The organism is Simplicispira psychrophila DSM 11588 (assembly GCF_000688255.1).
GTDB classification, from domain to species: domain Bacteria; phylum Pseudomonadota; class Gammaproteobacteria; order Burkholderiales; family Burkholderiaceae_C; genus Simplicispira; species Simplicispira psychrophila.
In genome coordinates, this window is record NZ_JHYS01000012.1 from 70,383 (window position 1) to 85,608 (window position 15,226).

A 15,226-nucleotide genomic window follows, 5' to 3' on the forward strand; every position below is an offset into this window, starting at 1 on the left:
CCCCATGAAGGGCATTTTGAGCTTCTGGCGCCGGCAGCCGCGCAGCTCCAGGCCCGTGCCGGAGCCGACTGGCTCGGACTCAGGATTTTTCACCTCGGCCTTTGCCGACCAGGACGCCGATCCAGCGCGGCTGGTGCCCTGGGAGGCGCGTGCGGTGGAGGTCGGCGCCAAGCGCATGACCGGCCAGCGCGGCGCCCAGCTACTGCAGGCGCTGTGGGCCAAAGACAAATACATGGCGCACCTGCAAGTCGATGCGGTGCAACGCATGGAGCAGTTTTTTACCTTTGTCCAAGTGCAGCCCAACCGCGACGTGATCCGCCAGGACGAATACGGCAACTTCATGGTGGTGCTGCTGACCGGCACCATGGCCATTGAACGCGCCCAGCCCTGGAGCGAGCAGCTGCGCCTGGCGGAAACACGCCCGGGTGACATCCTGGGCGAGATGTCGCTGCTCGATAGCGGCATCCGTTTTTCGTCCTGCACCACGCTGACCGACTGCGAAATCGCCGTGCTCAGCGCCGATGCCATGGATGACATGATGACCCAAGACCCCCAACTGGCCGCCATCCTGGTGGCGTTGCTGGCGCGCAAACTGTCGCTGCGCCTGCGCGCGGTCAGCGTACGCTTGAGCGACAACCAAAAATAAACCCGCGCACCCCGGTGCCAGACCACAGAAGGAGCTCTGATGGAACGCGATCAGGCCAGTAAATTCATCAACGACCTGCTCAAGTTGATGGTCAGCCGCAATGGCAGCGACTTGTTCATCACCGCAGAGTTTCCGCCGGCCATCAAGGTCGATGGCGCTGTCACCAAGGTCTCGCCCCAACCGCTGTCGGCCAGCCACACGCTGGCGCTGGCGCGCTCGATCATGAGCGACAAGCAGGCGGCGGAGTTTGAGCGCTCCAAAGAGTGCAACTTTGCCATCTCGCCCGCCGGCATCGGGCGCTTTCGCGCCAACGCCTTCATCCAACAAGGGCGCGTCGGCATGGTGCTGCGCACCATTCCGCTGACGCTGCCGACGATTGACGGCCTGGGCGTGCCGCAGGTGCTGAAAGAAATCACCATGACCAAGCGCGGCCTGTGCATCTTGGTCGGTGCCACCGGCTCGGGCAAATCGACCACGCTGGCGGCGATGGTGGACTGGCGCAACGAACACTCATTTGGCCACATCATCACCATCGAAGACCCGGTCGAATTTGTCCACCCGCACAAGAACTGCGTGGTCACGCAGCGCGAAGTCGGCCTGGACACTGAGAGCTGGGAAGCCGCCCTGAAAAACACCCTACGCCAAGCGCCCGACGTGATTTTGATGGGCGAAATCCGCGACCGCGAAACCATGGAAAACGCCATCGCGTTCGCGGAAACCGGCCACCTGTGCATGGCCACGCTGCACGCCAACAGCGCCAACCAGGCCCTGGACCGGGTGATCAACTTCTTCCCGGAAGAGCGCCGCACCCAGTTGCTGATGGACATGTCGCTGAACCTGCGTGCCATCGTCTCCCAGCGCCTGATGCCCAAACAGGACGGCAAGGGCCGCGCCGCCGCGGTCGAGGTCATGCTGAACACGCCGCTGATCTCCGACATGATCTTCAAGGGCGAAGTGGCCGAGATCAAGGAAGTGATGAAGAAGAGCCGCAACCTGGGTATGCAGACCTTTGACCAGGCGCTGTTTGACTTGTTTGAGAACAACGTCATCACCTACGAAGACGCGCTGCGCAACGCCGATTCGGTCAATGATCTGCGCCTGCAGATCAAACTCAACAGCCAGCGCGCGCGCAGCACCGACCTGTCTGCTGGCACCGAGCACTTTGCCATCGTTTAACACATTGAAAGCACGCCCTATGGCCAGCACCCAGCCCCGCCCCTACCAACCCACCCCCGCACGCAAAGTGGCCTTTCTCGGCCTGGGCGTGATGGGTACCCCCATGGCCGCGCACCTGGCGCTGGCGGGTCACGACGTGACCGTCTATAACCGCACCGCTAGCAAAGCCATAGCTTTATGCGCAGAGTACGCGGGCGCTAGCGGCCTAAAACACCCGATAAAGCACGCTGACACCCCCCGCTTGGCGGCGCAGGGCGCAGAGCTGGTGTTTTGCTGTGTCGGCAACGACGATGACCTGCGCGCGGTCACGCTCGGGGCCGATGGTGCCTTTGCCGGCATGGAGCCGGGCGGCATTTTTATCGACCACACCACGGCCTCCGCCGAAGTGGCGCGCGAGTTGTACGGGGCAGCGCGCACGCTGGGTCTGCGCTTCATCGATGCCCCAGTGTCGGGCGGCCAGGCCGGCGCGCAAAACGGCCAGCTCACCGTCATGTGCGGTGGCGACGCTGCGGCCTTTGCCGCCATGCAATCGGTGGCGCTGTCGTTTGCCCGCGCCGTTACGCTGCTGGGCGCCAGCGGCAGCGGCCAGCTGGCCAAAATGGTCAACCAAATTTGTATCGCCGGCCTGTTAGAGGGCTTGGCCGAGGGCGTGGCCTTTGGCCAGCGCGCCGGGCTGGACATGGCACAAGTGCTGGCGGTGATCAGCCAAGGCGCCGCGCAAAGCTGGCAGATGGAAAACCGCGGCCAGTCCATGGTCGATGGCAAATTCGACTTCGGCTTTGCCGTCGATTGGATGCGCAAAGACCTGGAACTGGTACTGGACGAGGCCAAGCGCAACGGCGCGCGCCTGCCGGTCACGGCGCTGGTCGATCAGTTTTATGCCGATGTGCAGCAGCTGGGTGGCCAGCGCTGGGACACCTCTAGCCTGATCAAGCGCCTGACCTGAGCGCTCAGGCGATCACTGCATTGGCGTGGACGGGGGCTGCGGCTGCACCGCCCGGTCGGTGCTGACCGGGGCCGGTTGCGGGGTGGTCAGGCGGATCAGCTGCTCTTCGGTGAGGATTTCGAAAGTCCGCACCACTTTGCGCACGCCGTCCACGCCGCGCGCAATCGAGGTGGCGCGTTTGGCTTCGCGCTCAGTCACCAAACCCATCAAATACACCACGTTGCGCTCGGTCACCACCTTGAAGGCACTGGCCGAGATGTCTTTGGCATCCACCAAGCTGGCGCGCACCTTGCCGGTGATGAAGGTGTCGGTAGAGCGCTGCGCCAGGCTGCTCGGACGCTGCACACCCAGGTCGTTGACGACCGAGAGCACGTTGCCCACGCCGACCACGCTGCGCTCGATGGCTTGGCGGATTTCAACGGTGGGCGCTTCGCCGGTCAGCAACACCTGGCGGTTGTAGCTGGTGACGTTGATATGCACGCGCTCGCCCTGCTCGGCATTGACGCGGTTGGCGGCGCGCAGCTCAATGCCTTCATCCTCCACCTGGGTACCAGCGGTGCGCCGATCGACCGCCATCATGCCGCCAATGGCAGCACCGCCCAGCACCAGCGGCACACAACCCGCCACACCAGCGCCCAGAGCGGCGGCAGCCAACAGCGCGCACACGGCGCGGGTCATACGAAGTTTTTTCACGGGGTCTCCTGTTCACCAAACAATTGTGCGTCCACGCCATCGCACAGGCAGTTAAGCACCAGTGCATGCACTTCGCGCACACGGGCGGCACGGTCGTGCGGCACGCAGATCAGCACATCGGTCTCGCGCAGCACCGTGGCCAGCACGCCACCAGTGCGGCCGCTGGCAACGATCACCGTCATATCGCGCTCGTGCGCCGAATGGACGGCGGCCAGCACATTGGCATCGTTGCCGCTGAGGCACAGCGCCAGCAGCACGTCGCCGGCTTGCCCCAGCGCCCGCACCTGGCGCGCAAACTGCTGCGCCAGATCGCCATTGCCGGCAGCAGCCGTCAGCAAAGCGGCGTTGGCCGACAAGGCGACGGCGGCCAACTCGGGACGTTCGCGCTCAAATCCGGCGACACAAAAGGTGGCAAATTGCTGCGCGTCAGCCGCCGAGGCCCCATTGCCACAGGCCAAAATTTTGCCGCCGCTGGTGACGCAGGCCAGCACGGCCTGCACCGCGTCGGCAATCGGTTTTCCGAGGGCTTGCGCGGCTTGGTATTTCAGGTCGGCGCTGTCAATAAAGTGCTGTTGGATACGTTGCTCTAGCATGGGCGGTGATGATACCTGCCTGGGTGCAGCCAGCTAAATGTTACAAAATCAATAGCTGTTAGCGCAGGTGTTTAAAGGGTTTGAGATAGAAAACATTCTTAAATCTTTTAAACACGGGCGCTAGCAGCTCACTTTTTATTGAGCATCAAAGGCAGCGCGCAGCCACTGCACGCTGTCGCCCTCGACCAGCACCGCATCAAAACGGCATGGCGGCGGCGAACCTAAGCGCATCAGGTAATAGCGGGCAGCAAAAATGATGCGCCGCTGTTTGGCACTGGTGATGCTGGCACCGGCACCGCCAAAGGCACTGCTGGCGCGGCTGCGCACTTCGACAAACACCAGCGTGCCGCCCGGCTCGCGCACGATCAAATCGATCTCGCCACCACCGCGCCCTGGCGTTCGATAATTGCGCTCCACCAGCCGCAGGCCCGCCGCCTGCAAATGGGCCAGCGCCCGGTCTTCGGCGGCAGCGCCGCGTTGGCGGGTCGTGCTGGCAGCTGTTTTTTTACCAAGGAATTCCATTGAGTGCCTCTTTCGCCTCCGCCCTGGGTGCCGCACGCGACGCGGCAGCTGGTCAGCATTATCCGCAGGGCACCCTGTACGTGGTGGCCACGCCGATTGGCAACACCGCCGACATCACCCTGCGCGCGCTGCATGTGCTGCAACTGGCCGACACGCTGGCCTGCGAAGACACGCGCCACACGCACGGCCTGCTGCGCGTCTATGGCATCGACAAAAGCAGCGCACAACTGCTGGCACTGCACCAGCACAACGAGGCGCAAGCGTCGCAAACCGTCATCGCGCTATTGCAGCAAGGCCAGCGCGTGGCCTATGTCAGTGACGCCGGCACCCCCGGCGTCAGCGACCCCGGCGCGCGCTTGGCCGCTGCCGTGCGCGCTGCGGGCTTGCGCGTGGTGCCGCTGCCCGGCGCCAGCAGCGTGACGGCAGCACTGAGCGTGGCTGGCGCCGTCGCCAGTGGCTCCGCCGACGGTGGCTTTGTCTTTGCCGGCTTCTTGCCGGTCAAAAACGCCGAACGCGCCAGCGCCGTGCAGCGCTTGGCGACTGAGCCGCGTTGCGTGGTGCTGCTGGAAGCACCGCACCGCATCCACGAGCTGGCCGCCGCGCTGGCGGTGCTGGGCGAGCGCCCGGTGACGCTGGCGCGCGAAATCACCAAGCAGTTTGAAGACATCACCACCCAACCGGCACAGGCGTTGACCGCGTGGCTGGACGGCGCACCGCAGCGCGCGCGCGGCGAATTTGTCGTGCTGCTGCACCCGGTGGCCGTGCCCGAGGACGACAGCGCCAGCCTGCGCGTACTGCAACTGCTGCTGCCCGAACTGCCACTGAAAACCGCCGTCCGCTTGGCCGCCGACATCACCGGCGCGCCGCGCAATGCCCTGTACGAAACGGCGCTGGCGCTGCGCAAATCGGCTGAATCAGGCGATAAATATGAATGAAAACAGCCGCTATCCCTTTAGATACGTGCGATAGCAGCTATCTTTAGAATAGCTTAATCCCCGGCGCAGGCCAGCCCCGACGCCACGCCGCCAAACAAATCGCCCTCGATTTGCGGCGTATCGGGAAAGGCCTGTTGAAACGCCCGGCGCAGCGGTCGCAGCGCCGATGAGCCGCCGGTCAGGTAAATGGCATCGACGCTTTTGCCCTGCGCTGACAAGCCAGCCAATTGCAGACAAGCGCGCGCACAGGCCACCACCTGCGCCAGCAGCGCTTGCAGGTCGTGCTCCATTTCATGGGGCGACAACAACCCCTGCAAATCCGGCTCCACCCAATCCAGCTGCACCGGTGTGGCGTGGCCGTGGACTGAGACACCAATCTTGGCCTGCTCCACCGCCTCGGCCACGCGGTGGCCCAAGCGCTGGTTCAACACCGCCATCAGCCGTGCGTGCAAGGCCGGTTGGCTGTAGTCGCTGCGCAACGCTTGCGCCTCGCGCAGGGCCTGCGGCGCGTACAGCCACTGGATCAAATGCCAGGTAGACAGGTCGTGGAACACCTTGCTCGGCACCTCGCGCCCGTGCGGGCCGATGTGACCCAAGCCCAGCAACGGCATCACGCGCGCTTGGCTCAGTTTGCGGTCAAAGTCGGTGCCGCCAATGTGCACGCCGGTGGTGGCCAGCACATCGGCACTGCGGTCGGTCTGGCCGACGCGCTTTGGATCGAGCCGCACTACGGTGAAGTCGGACGTGCCGCCGCCAATGTCTACCACCAGCACCAGCGTTTCTTGCGTGATGCGCTGCTCGTAGTCCAGCGCGGCGGCGATCGGCTCCAACTGAAAGCTGACCTCGCCAAAGCCGGCATCGCGCGCCGCTTGGCCCAGCGCCGCCTGCGCCTGCTGGTCGCGCGCCGGGTTGTCATCGACAAAATGCACCGGTCGCCCCAGCACCACGCGCTCGGGCAGACCGCCCAGCGCTGCGCGCGCCTGCTGCGCCAGCATCTGCAAAAACAGCGCAATGATGTCTTGGTAACTCACGGCGGTGTTGTGCACCACGGTTTTGTCTTGCAGCAGCGCACTGCCGAGCAAGCTTTTCAGCGAGCGCATCAGCCGGCCCTCAGTACCGGTCAAATACTGCTCAACGGCATCGCGGCCAAAGTGGGTGCGATGGTCTTCGGTATTAAAAAACAGCGCCGTCGGCAAGCCCGTCGCCGGGCCCTCCAGCGCCAGCAAACGCGCCGGTTCACCCCTTTGGCGCACTGCCATCGCTGAGTTGGAAGTACCAAAGTCAATGCCAAGAGTGGCGTCACGGAGAAGGGGCATGGTGGTGATCAGAATTTACGAAACAGCCGCTAGCACACTATGCACATGCGGTTGTAGCTATCAAATTTAACGTCGGATTATGCGGTGCGCAGCCGACCTGCGCGGCTATGGGCATTTGCGCGATAGCCAAGAGACCGCCAAACCGTTTGGCAATATGCGGGCACGTCCTACAAGCTCGCGGCAGCGGCGGTGTGATGCTGATTGATACGCTTATTTCAGATTAAATGAAAAACGACATGACCCGCTTTTTGCCCTTCACCACCCCGCGTCGCCTTGTCGCGCTGGCCATGGCCTCCCTTTTCCTTGTGGCCGCCCCCAGCTTTGCCAAGGACCACGACGAGGGCCACGGCCATGGAAAGCACGCGCACAAGGAAGATCAAAAGGCCCAAAAACACGCTGATAAAGCATATGCCAAGGACCAGAAAGAGGCGCGCAAGCAGGATGCAAAAGCGTACAAGCATGCTGAAAAACGCCGGCGCGAGGACATTCAACAGGGCACCTACTTTGATGACCGCCAGCGCGACTCGGTGCGCCAGTACTACACCCAGGCCTACAGCCAAGGCAGAAGGTGCCCGCCGGGACTGGTCAAAAAACACAATGGATGCATGCCTCCAGGGCAAGCCGGGAGTTGGCAAGTCGGCCAGCCAGTGCCCCGAGGCGTCACGGTTTACGCGGTACCCCAACCGGTGGTTCGGCTGTTGCCGCCCGCACCCTACGGCTACCGCTACGCCCGCATCGGTGGCGATATGGTCTTGGTCCAGCAACAAAACAACCTGATCGTCGACATCATCAATGGGTTGCTGGACTGAGGCGATGGCGCCGCTGCATCTTCGGCAGGCAGGTCTGCTCGCATCGCGGCGTTATTGCCTACTCAACCACCGCTGTGCTTGGCTTCTCGTCAACGCAAGGCGGGCATTTGCGTCCTACACAATTTTCGATGGGAGTTAAAAATGAGAGCAATCAGCAGGGCAGCCTTGGTCACCATGGTGCTGGCAGTGGCAGCACAGGCCCACGCGGAGGTCACTTTTTACCAAGACGAGGGTTTTCAGGGCCGTGCATTCACCTCAGACAAGCACATCGCCAACTTGGAGCGTTTTGGCTTCAATGATCGCGCCTCCTCCGTCACGGTGACGGGCGAGCGATGGGAGGTGTGTGAAGACGCGCGTTTCAGGGGCCGCTGTGTGGTGCTGCGCCCCGGGCCGTACTCGAATCTGGCGGCGATGGGCCTCGATGATGGCATTTCATCGGCACGCGCCATCAGCCGCGACGAGCGCGTCGACAAGCGGCGCTATGCGCCAACCCCGGTCGCCGCAAAAATCACTTTTTACGAAGGTGAAAGGTTCGGCGGACGCTCGTTTACGACAGACACCTTGGTCGAGGACTTCCGCCGCCAAGGCTTTAATGACCGGGTTTCTTCACTGGTAGTGAACGGCCCGGACCCGTGGGAGGCTTGCGAAGATGTGCGCTTCAACGGCCGTTGCGTCGTTTTGCGCCCCGGCGAATATCCGACCCTGCGCGGTACCAACTTGAACGACCGCATTTCCTCGGTCCGCAACACCGCCGCAAAGGCGCCAACGCCGGCACCGGCACCGGCCACGGCGCAAATCGCTTTTTTCGAGCAAGAAGGTTTTGCGGGCCGCGCATTTACCACCGACAAGTCCATTGAAAATCTGAATAGAAACGGTTTTAACGACCGCGCGTCCTCGGCGGTGGTAGTGGGCAACCGACCGTGGGAAGTGTGCGATGACAACCGCTTTAACGGTCGCTGCATGGTGTTGCGACCGGGCCAGTACCCCTCTCTGGCGGCCATGGGGATGAACAACCGCATTTCATCGGTGCGAGAGATCGACCGCAATGCGCGTATTGACGAGCGGCGTTATGCACCCGTAGGACTGGCGACGCCGGACTACCGCAGCCGCAAGGAAGAGCGGCTGTTTGAGGTGGACGTCACCTCCGTGCGTGCTGTGGTCGGCACACCCGAGAAGCGTTGCTGGATCGAACGCGAGCAAGCACCGCAAGACCAAAACCAGGTGAATGCGCCCGCAGCCGTGCTGGGGGCGTTGCTGGGCGGCGTCCTGGGCCACCAGGTGGGCGGCGGCAGCGGCAAGGACATTGCTACCGCCGGCGCCGCTATCGCCGGTGCGGTGCTGGGCTCCAAAGTGGGCAATAACGCCGGCGGCGCACAGGTCGCCATGCAAGACGTGCAGCGCTGTGAAGACGTGCCCCGCCAAGCCCGCACCGAGTTTTGGGATGTGACCTATACGTTCCGCGGCCAAGAGCATCGCGTCCAAATGGCCTCCCCGCCCGGGCGCACCATCACCGTGAACGCGCAAGGCGAGCCGCGCACTTGAACGGACGTTGTGTCGAAATTCCCGCTTGCATCGCCCTATGGAGGGGGAATGCAGGTGGGACTTCCCTCAACGCAGGGGCATCCGTCTTACGGCCCTCTGTGCACCCCAGAAACACAAAAGCCCATCGCAGTGGATGGGCTAAGTGCATATTGGGCCATATGGAGCGGGAAAAGAGGCTCGAACTCTCGACCTATACCTTGGCAAGGTATCGCTCTACCAACTGAGCTATTCCCGCACATGGTCCAAAGAAAAACCCATCACGAGGATGGGTTCATCAATTTGGTGGCCTGGGACGGAATCGAACCGCCGACACAAGGATTTTCAATCCTCTGCTCTACCGACTGAGCTACCGGGCCTAAGCTTTAAATTATAGCAAGAAAATTTGCCGAAAAACTCAAATATCCATTAATTGCGTTTGCTGCGCCCCAGATCGACGCCCAGTTGGCGCAGCTTGCGGTACAGGTGGGTGCGCTCCAGACCAGTTTTTTCTGCCACGCGGGTCATGGAGCCGCCTTCGCGCGCCAAGTGGAACTCGAAATAGGCTTTTTCAAACGTATCCCGTGCCTCGCGCAGCGGGCGATCCAGGTCAAAGTCTTGGCGTGCGTGGGGTCCCGAGTTCGGCGCTGGCGCCAAGGGGGGCGCCAAGGCCGGTACCGCCGCGCCCTCGAACTCCGCCGACTGCGTCGCTACCGCGCGGGGCGGCGCCAACGAACGCTGCGCATGGCGGGCCAAACCTTGCTCAACGGCTTTGAGCAGTTTTTGGAGGGTAATGGGTTTTTCGAGGAAAGAAAACGCACCGATGCGCGTGGCATCCACGGCGGTATCGATGGTGGCGTGGCCACTCATCATGATGACGGGCATGGTGAGCAAGCCACTCGTCGCCCATTCCTTGAGGAGCGAAATGCCGTCCGTGTCGGGCATCCAGATGTCCAGCAGCACCAAGTCGTAGCTGGCGCTGGTGCGGGCCACGCGTGCCTGGGTGGCGTTCTCCGCCAGGTCCACGCTGTGCCCTTCGTCGTTCAGGATTTCAGAGAGCAGGTCACGAATGCCCTGTTCATCGTCCACCACCAATATGTTTGCCATGTATGAAGTGCCTTGAAACTGCAATGCACGGTGTTGTCAAAACACCACCGTGTCCCCAGTGGCGAATGATAGCGACACTTGCGCGCCGCGCACCACACCGCCTTCCACACGGTTGGCCAGATCGACGCGCGCGCCGTGCTCATCAGCGATTTTTTTGACTACTGCCAATCCCAGGCCCGTACCCCGGGCCTTGGTGGTGACGTAGGGCTCAAAAGCGCGCTGCAGGATGTGCGGCGGAAAGCCGCTGCCACTGTCGCTGATGCACAAGCGCACGCGCCGCGTGGCGGCACTCCAGTGCGTGCTGATATGCACGGCGGGCAGCACGGCCCCTGTGGCCACATCCGCTGGCACCGGGGCCGTGGCATCCTGGGCGTTTTGCACCAAGTTGTGCACCACCTGGCGCAATTGCTGGGCATCGCCATGGATGGATGGGCAGTGGGGGTCAAGTTCGGCCACCACCGGCACGCTGGCGTTGTCGGACTCGTACAGGTGCAGTACATCCGAGACCAGTGCATTCAGATCCAGCGGCAGCAGCTCCGCCGCCGGCAGACGGGCGTAATCGCGGAATTCATTGACCAAGCGCTTCATGGCCTCGACCTGATCGACGATGGTCTTGACAGATTTAGTCAGCAGTGCCTGCTCCGGTACCAGCAGCTTGCCGGTGAGCTTCATTTCCAGCCGCTCGGCGGACAGTTGAATGGGGGTCAGCGGGTTCTTGATTTCATGCGCTAGGCGCCGCGCTACTTCGCCCCAGGCCTGGGCGCGCTGGGCCGAGACCATTTCAGAGACGTCGTCAAATACCAGCAGTCGAGCGGCATCGGGCAATTCGGCGCCGCGCGCTACCAGACTGGTGGCATGGTGGGCCACGCCGCTGGGCGAAGCGTGCAATTCAAACGCCTGCTGCCAATGGTCGAGGCCATGGTGCCCGTTGTGTGCCAGGAAAGCATCGAACTGGCGCTGCACGGCGTCGGCAAAATCGGCCAGCCCGGGCACCTGGGCTAGCGGGAGCCCTTCGTAGGCAGCCATGGGGACGCGCAGGATGCGCGTGGCGCCGGGGTTGCAGGTGCGCACCACGCCCTGCGCGTCCAGCACGATGACGCCGGCGGTGAGGTTGTCTAGGATGGTTTGCAGGCGCTCACGCCCGGCGTCCAGCGCCGCCATGCTGACCTCCACTGCCTGGCGGGCCTCGGCCAGTTGCTCGGTCATGAGGGCAAAGGAGCGCGTCAGGCCATCGAGTTCGTCCTTGCCTTGCAGCGCCTCCTTGGGGCTGAGGTTGCCGGCAGCGACTTCGCGCACGCCTTCGGCCAGCACCAGCAGCGGGCGCGCCAGCTGCCGGCCCAGCAGCACGGCCAGCAGTACGGCGGTAAACACCGCCAGAAACAGGCTCAGGGTGAGCGTGCCGATGTACATGCGCCGCAGGCCGTCGCGTGCCAAGGCACGCTCCTGGTATTCGCGGTTGGCCTCTTGTACCGCAATAGCGTTGGCCACCAGCACCGGCGGTAGCGCTAGCGTGACTTGCAGAAAGCGTGCTTCATCGAACATGTCCAGGCTGGCGTTGGGCACTAGAGCGATGGCCTTGACGCGCGCATCCTTGATGGGCTGCGGTGCGTCAAGGTCATCCAGCCCTTCAATCAGCGCAATCGCACCTTGCTCGCGGGCAGCGCGCAGTTGCTGGGTGGACAGGCGTTCCGGGTGCAGGCTAAAGCGCGATTGGCCGACGCTGGCAAGCAGTTGGCCAGAACCGCTCCACAGCACCACGTCGGTAGCACCGAGCTGGTCGCGGATGCGCTCTAACACCAGACCGGCGGCGGCGTTGGGCACCTGCGCCAGTTGCGCGCTGGCGCTGCGCGTGCGTGCAGCAGCTTCGCTGTTTTGAGATTCAAGCGTGACGCGTGCCAAGCTCACGCCGGCGCTGAGGGCGCCTTCAACGCGCACATCAAACCAGCTCTCGATAGAGCGCGAGACAAACTGGTAGGAGACGACATAAATCAGCACCCCCGGCACCAGCCCGACCAAGGCAAAAATGGCCGCCAGCTTGACCAGCAAACGGCTGCCAAAGCGCTTGCGCCGCAGCCGCGTGGCCAAACGCACCGCCACCCACACCAGCACGGCAAACAGCAGTAGCGCCACCACCACATTGACGCCAAACAGCCAAGCGTAATTGCGCTCATACAAGGCCCGGTTGTTGGTGGCCAGGGTCAGCAAAAACATCAGCACCAGCCCGATGGCCACCATGATGGCGCCGCCCACGCCCATGGCCCAGCGCGCTGCGCGGGCACGCCGCGCCGGGTCCTGCACCGGCGTCATGGCGGTGGTTCCGCCACCAGCAACTGGCTGAGCACCACCGCCAGATCCCAGCCGCTGCGGCCCAGCGCGCCAATCTGCAGGGGTCGGGGCAATTGCGACAGGTCCAGACGAAAGCTCAGTTCCACGCGGTAGCGTGTACCGACAGCCACGGCGCCGGGCCCGGCAATTTTCCAGCGTGCAATGCGCTGCATGGCATCCAGCGCCTCAGCCAGATCGTCAAAGTTTTGTCCAAGCACCACGCCCAGACCGGTTTTTTCAAAGGGCACGGGCGAGACATTCAGGCGCCAGCGCCGCGTCAGTGGCTGGTAGCTCAGCCGCAGGTAGCGTACGGCCTGGGCCAGTTGCCGGTCAGCCCAATACCAGCGCTCGCGCGCCACCTCGGCCTCGGTGACAAAGTACATGGCCACGCCTTTGTACAGGGCATCTTCCACCAGACTGGGCAATTCGAGGTGCAACGCAGCGTTCAGGTACACCCCGTCGTCAGTGCGTTCGAGTTGCATCGTGCTATCCAGCGGCTGGGAGGCCGCCTCCTGGGCGCGCGCCAGCGTCGGCCACGCCATGCAGCAGCACAGCAGCAAGGTGGCCACCAGCGCTGCCCAACCGCGCACCCAGTGCAGGTCAGGGCGCTGTTTTTTGCAGCAGGGCGTAGAAGAATCCATCGTGTTCACCGGAGAGATTGTCCGGTACCGTACCCGGCTTGCCACTCTTGCCAGGCCATAAATGCCCTGGCGAAGGCAGAAGCCCGGCATCGGTGTGGTGTGCAAGGAACGCTTTGACCTGCTGCTCGCCTTCGGCCAGAAATACCGAGCAGGTGCAATACAACAGGCGTCCACCCGGGCGCAGCAGCGGCCACAAGGTGGCTAGCAGGCGCGCTTGCGTCTGCGCCAACTGGGCAATATCGGTTTCGCGGCGCAGCCAACGCACGTCCGGGTGGCGGCGCACGATGCCCGAGGCGGTGCAGGGTGCATCGAGCAAGATGGCGTCGAACAGCTGGCCGCCACAGCGCTGCGGCCACCAGTCTTGCGGGCGCCCGGCATCGGCTGCCAGCACCTGCACTTGTTCCGGCCGCTGCAATCCCAGACGCTGCAGGGTGTCGTCGATGCGCGCGCAGCGCAGCGGATCGATGTCCAGCGCCGTGACTTGCACAGCGGCCTCTGGCCCCATCCATTCAAGCAAATGCGCCGTCTTGCCGCCCGGTGCAGCACAGGCATCGAGCACGCGCAGCGGCTGGTGCGGGTCTTGCCCTAATTCCAGCCCCGACAGCAGCAGCGGCGCGGCCAGTTGCGCTGCCGCATCCTGTACCGACACCATCCCCTCAGCAAATCCCGGCAAGGCCTGCACGGGCACGCCACGGCGTAGCACCAAGCCCGACTCCCCTACAAGCGATGCCTCAATATCAATAGCTGCAAGCGCTTTCTGGTATTGGGCTGAAGTGCCTTTTTGCTTGTTTATTCGCAGCACCATCGGTGCTTGCAGGTTGTTGGCTTCCAAAATCTGCTGCCAATGCTGCGGGTGGTCTTTTTGCAGCCGCTGCACCCACCAGCGCGGGTGGTTCCACTGCGCTTGCAGGTCGTTGGCGATCGCCTGCTGCAAGGGTGCGCGCTCGCGCAAGAAGCGGCGCAGGCAGGCATTGATAAAGGGGGCTTGGGCACGCACCGCGCTGCTTTGCTTGGCCGCTTCAATGGTCTGGTTGACCAGGGTGAACGGCTCGTAAGGCAAGTGTTCGGCATCGGCCAGCAAGGCCAACGCCGTACACAGCAATGCGTCCACCGGCGGACGCGGCGTACGCGGAGCCAGTTGGCGCCGAATCGCCTGCGCCCAGCCGAGCTTGCGCAACACCTGAAACAGCAGCGCCTGCACGCCGGGGCGCAATGGCGCAGGCACGTCGTCGAGCACTGCGCTGCCCGAGCGGCCGCCGAGAATGTCTTGCAACGCACCAGCGACCTGCTGCAATTGGCTCGCCAGCGCGATGCTGTGCATGCCGGCACCAGCACCGGTGCCAAGACCTGTGCCAGAAGAGGGGGTCATTTTTTTCATGAAGTTTGGGCTGATTTGAAGCCAAGAATCGATGCCAGCAGCTGTGCCGGAAATTGGGCAATGGCGGCGTTGTAGGGCGCGGCCGCCAAGCGCAGTTGTTCCTGTGCCTGCGCGCTGTATGCCTGGTGCTGCTCCCAGCGCTGCGCCCAGGGCATGGCGCCCGCCGGCACCGCCAGAGCGGGCAACTGGTGCGCCTGAGTGATCCAGGCAGCGTCCAGCACCTGCAAGGCCTCTTGCAAAGCGGCGAGCGATGCAGCGTGCAAGGGTTGGATGCGGGCCCGTGCCAGCACATCGGCGCACTGCGCTACGGCTACCTGCAAAGCCTCCCGTGCCGGCGCAGCCGGTGCCCCGGCACGGGTCTGGGCAGATTCGTACTCCTCCAGCCAGGCCAGCAGGCGGTCCAAATGCACCTCCAGCGCCGCAAAGGCTTGTAAAAAAGACAGACGCAAACTCGCCAGCCGGTGGTAGGCGCCCACGGCCCACAGCACCAACACCAGCAAAATCACCGAAAAAACAGACGACAAAAACATGCACAGCTTCCTGCGGGCAGGGGTGCGCAGCAGGATTAAAAAGGGTTGTCCATAAAAAACGCTCCCGGCCTGTCGTTGCCATGACAGAGCG

Annotated in this window: 15 protein-coding genes and 2 tRNA genes; 6 read left to right on the top strand and 11 right to left on the bottom strand. The window is 63.4% G+C overall.

The features are described from left to right. Positions 1 to 4: 4 nt before the first annotated feature. From Q390_RS0112590 to Q390_RS0112600, 3 genes are read left to right on the top strand one after another with little or no spacing between them, the layout of a single operon-like run. Positions 5 to 646: a cyclic nucleotide-binding domain-containing protein gene (locus Q390_RS0112590; RefSeq protein ID WP_027996386.1), complete on the top strand. Its 642-nt coding sequence runs from the start codon at positions 5 to 7 to the stop codon at positions 644 to 646. A gap of 39 nt (positions 647 to 685) precedes the next feature. Next, positions 686 to 1,822 (top strand): PilT/PilU family type 4a pilus ATPase, encoded by a 1,137-nt coding sequence (locus Q390_RS0112595; RefSeq protein WP_027996387.1) that lies wholly within the window; start codon positions 686 to 688, stop codon positions 1,820 to 1,822. Positions 1,823 to 1,841: 19 nt separating this feature from the next. Continuing rightward, a complete protein-coding gene (locus Q390_RS0112600) occupies positions 1,842 to 2,768 on the top strand; it encodes an NAD(P)-dependent oxidoreductase (RefSeq protein ID WP_027996388.1) in 927 nt (308 codons plus the stop codon). A gap of 12 nt (positions 2,769 to 2,780) precedes the next feature. Here the strand turns inward: Q390_RS0112600 and Q390_RS0112605 are convergent, their stop codons facing one another. The 3 genes from Q390_RS0112605 to Q390_RS0112615 all read right to left on the bottom strand — a co-directional run bounded on the left by Q390_RS0112605 (position 2,781) and on the right by Q390_RS0112615 (position 4,576). Further along, a complete protein-coding gene (locus Q390_RS0112605) occupies positions 2,781 to 3,446 on the bottom strand; it encodes a BON domain-containing protein (RefSeq protein WP_027996389.1) in 666 nt (221 codons plus the stop codon). 11 nt (positions 3,447 to 3,457) lie between these two features. Then, positions 3,458 to 4,054: an SIS domain-containing protein gene (locus Q390_RS0112610; protein WP_027996390.1), complete on the bottom strand. Its 597-nt coding sequence runs from the start codon at positions 4,052 to 4,054 to the stop codon at positions 3,458 to 3,460. Between the two features lie 135 nt (positions 4,055 to 4,189). Then, positions 4,190 to 4,576: a YraN family protein gene (locus tag Q390_RS0112615; RefSeq protein WP_027996391.1), complete on the bottom strand. Its 387-nt coding sequence runs from the start codon at positions 4,574 to 4,576 to the stop codon at positions 4,190 to 4,192. Between Q390_RS0112615 and rsmI the strand changes: the two genes are divergently transcribed. Beyond that, positions 4,576 to 5,511 (top strand): 16S rRNA (cytidine(1402)-2'-O)-methyltransferase, encoded by a 936-nt coding sequence (gene rsmI / locus Q390_RS0112620; protein ID WP_027996392.1) that lies wholly within the window; start codon positions 4,576 to 4,578, stop codon positions 5,509 to 5,511. The genes Q390_RS0112615 and rsmI overlap by 1 nt on opposite strands. Positions 5,512 to 5,564: 53 nt before the next feature. On the opposite strand, the gene Q390_RS0112625 is transcribed toward rsmI, so the two are convergent. Further along, positions 5,565 to 6,827: an Hsp70 family protein gene (locus Q390_RS0112625; protein ID WP_027996393.1), complete on the bottom strand. Its 1,263-nt coding sequence runs from the start codon at positions 6,825 to 6,827 to the stop codon at positions 5,565 to 5,567. A gap of 224 nt (positions 6,828 to 7,051) precedes the next feature. Between Q390_RS0112625 and Q390_RS19185 the strand changes: the two genes are divergently transcribed. Next, the gene (locus tag Q390_RS19185; protein WP_051603221.1) at positions 7,052 to 7,636 is read left to right on the top strand and encodes an RcnB family protein; all 585 of its coding nucleotides are present in this window, start codon (positions 7,052 to 7,054) and stop codon (positions 7,634 to 7,636) included. Between the two features lie 141 nt (positions 7,637 to 7,777). Further along, a complete protein-coding gene (locus tag Q390_RS19570; protein ID WP_027996394.1) occupies positions 7,778 to 9,178 on the top strand; it encodes a beta/gamma crystallin-related protein in 1,401 nt (466 codons plus the stop codon). Positions 9,179 to 9,337: 159 nt separating this feature from the next. Here the strand turns inward: Q390_RS19570 and Q390_RS0112640 are convergent. From Q390_RS0112640 to Q390_RS0112670, 7 genes are all read right to left on the bottom strand, one after another. After that, positions 9,338 to 9,413, bottom strand: a tRNA-Gly gene (locus tag Q390_RS0112640). Between the two features lie 45 nt (positions 9,414 to 9,458). Continuing rightward, positions 9,459 to 9,534, bottom strand: a tRNA-Phe gene (locus Q390_RS0112645). 49 nt (positions 9,535 to 9,583) lie between these two features. Then, positions 9,584 to 10,261: a response regulator gene (locus Q390_RS0112650; protein WP_027996395.1), complete on the bottom strand. Its 678-nt coding sequence runs from the start codon at positions 10,259 to 10,261 to the stop codon at positions 9,584 to 9,586. 36 nt (positions 10,262 to 10,297) lie between these two features. Then, positions 10,298 to 12,568, bottom strand: a complete 2,271-nt coding sequence (locus Q390_RS0112655; protein ID WP_027996396.1) for a sensor histidine kinase — start codon at positions 12,566 to 12,568, stop codon at positions 10,298 to 10,300. Next, positions 12,565 to 13,227: a DUF4390 domain-containing protein gene (locus Q390_RS18440; protein ID WP_084153903.1), complete on the bottom strand. Its 663-nt coding sequence runs from the start codon at positions 13,225 to 13,227 to the stop codon at positions 12,565 to 12,567. The genes Q390_RS0112655 and Q390_RS18440 overlap by 4 nt, the downstream gene beginning before the upstream one ends. Then, a complete protein-coding gene (gene rsmB, locus Q390_RS0112665; protein WP_051603225.1) occupies positions 13,187 to 14,596 on the bottom strand; it encodes a 16S rRNA (cytosine(967)-C(5))-methyltransferase RsmB in 1,410 nt (469 codons plus the stop codon). Before rsmB ends, Q390_RS18440 begins: the two co-directional genes overlap by 41 nt. A gap of 5 nt (positions 14,597 to 14,601) precedes the next feature. Next, positions 14,602 to 15,135, bottom strand: a complete 534-nt coding sequence (locus tag Q390_RS0112670; protein WP_051603222.1) for a hypothetical protein — start codon at positions 15,133 to 15,135, stop codon at positions 14,602 to 14,604. Positions 15,136 to 15,226 lie beyond the last annotated feature (91 nt).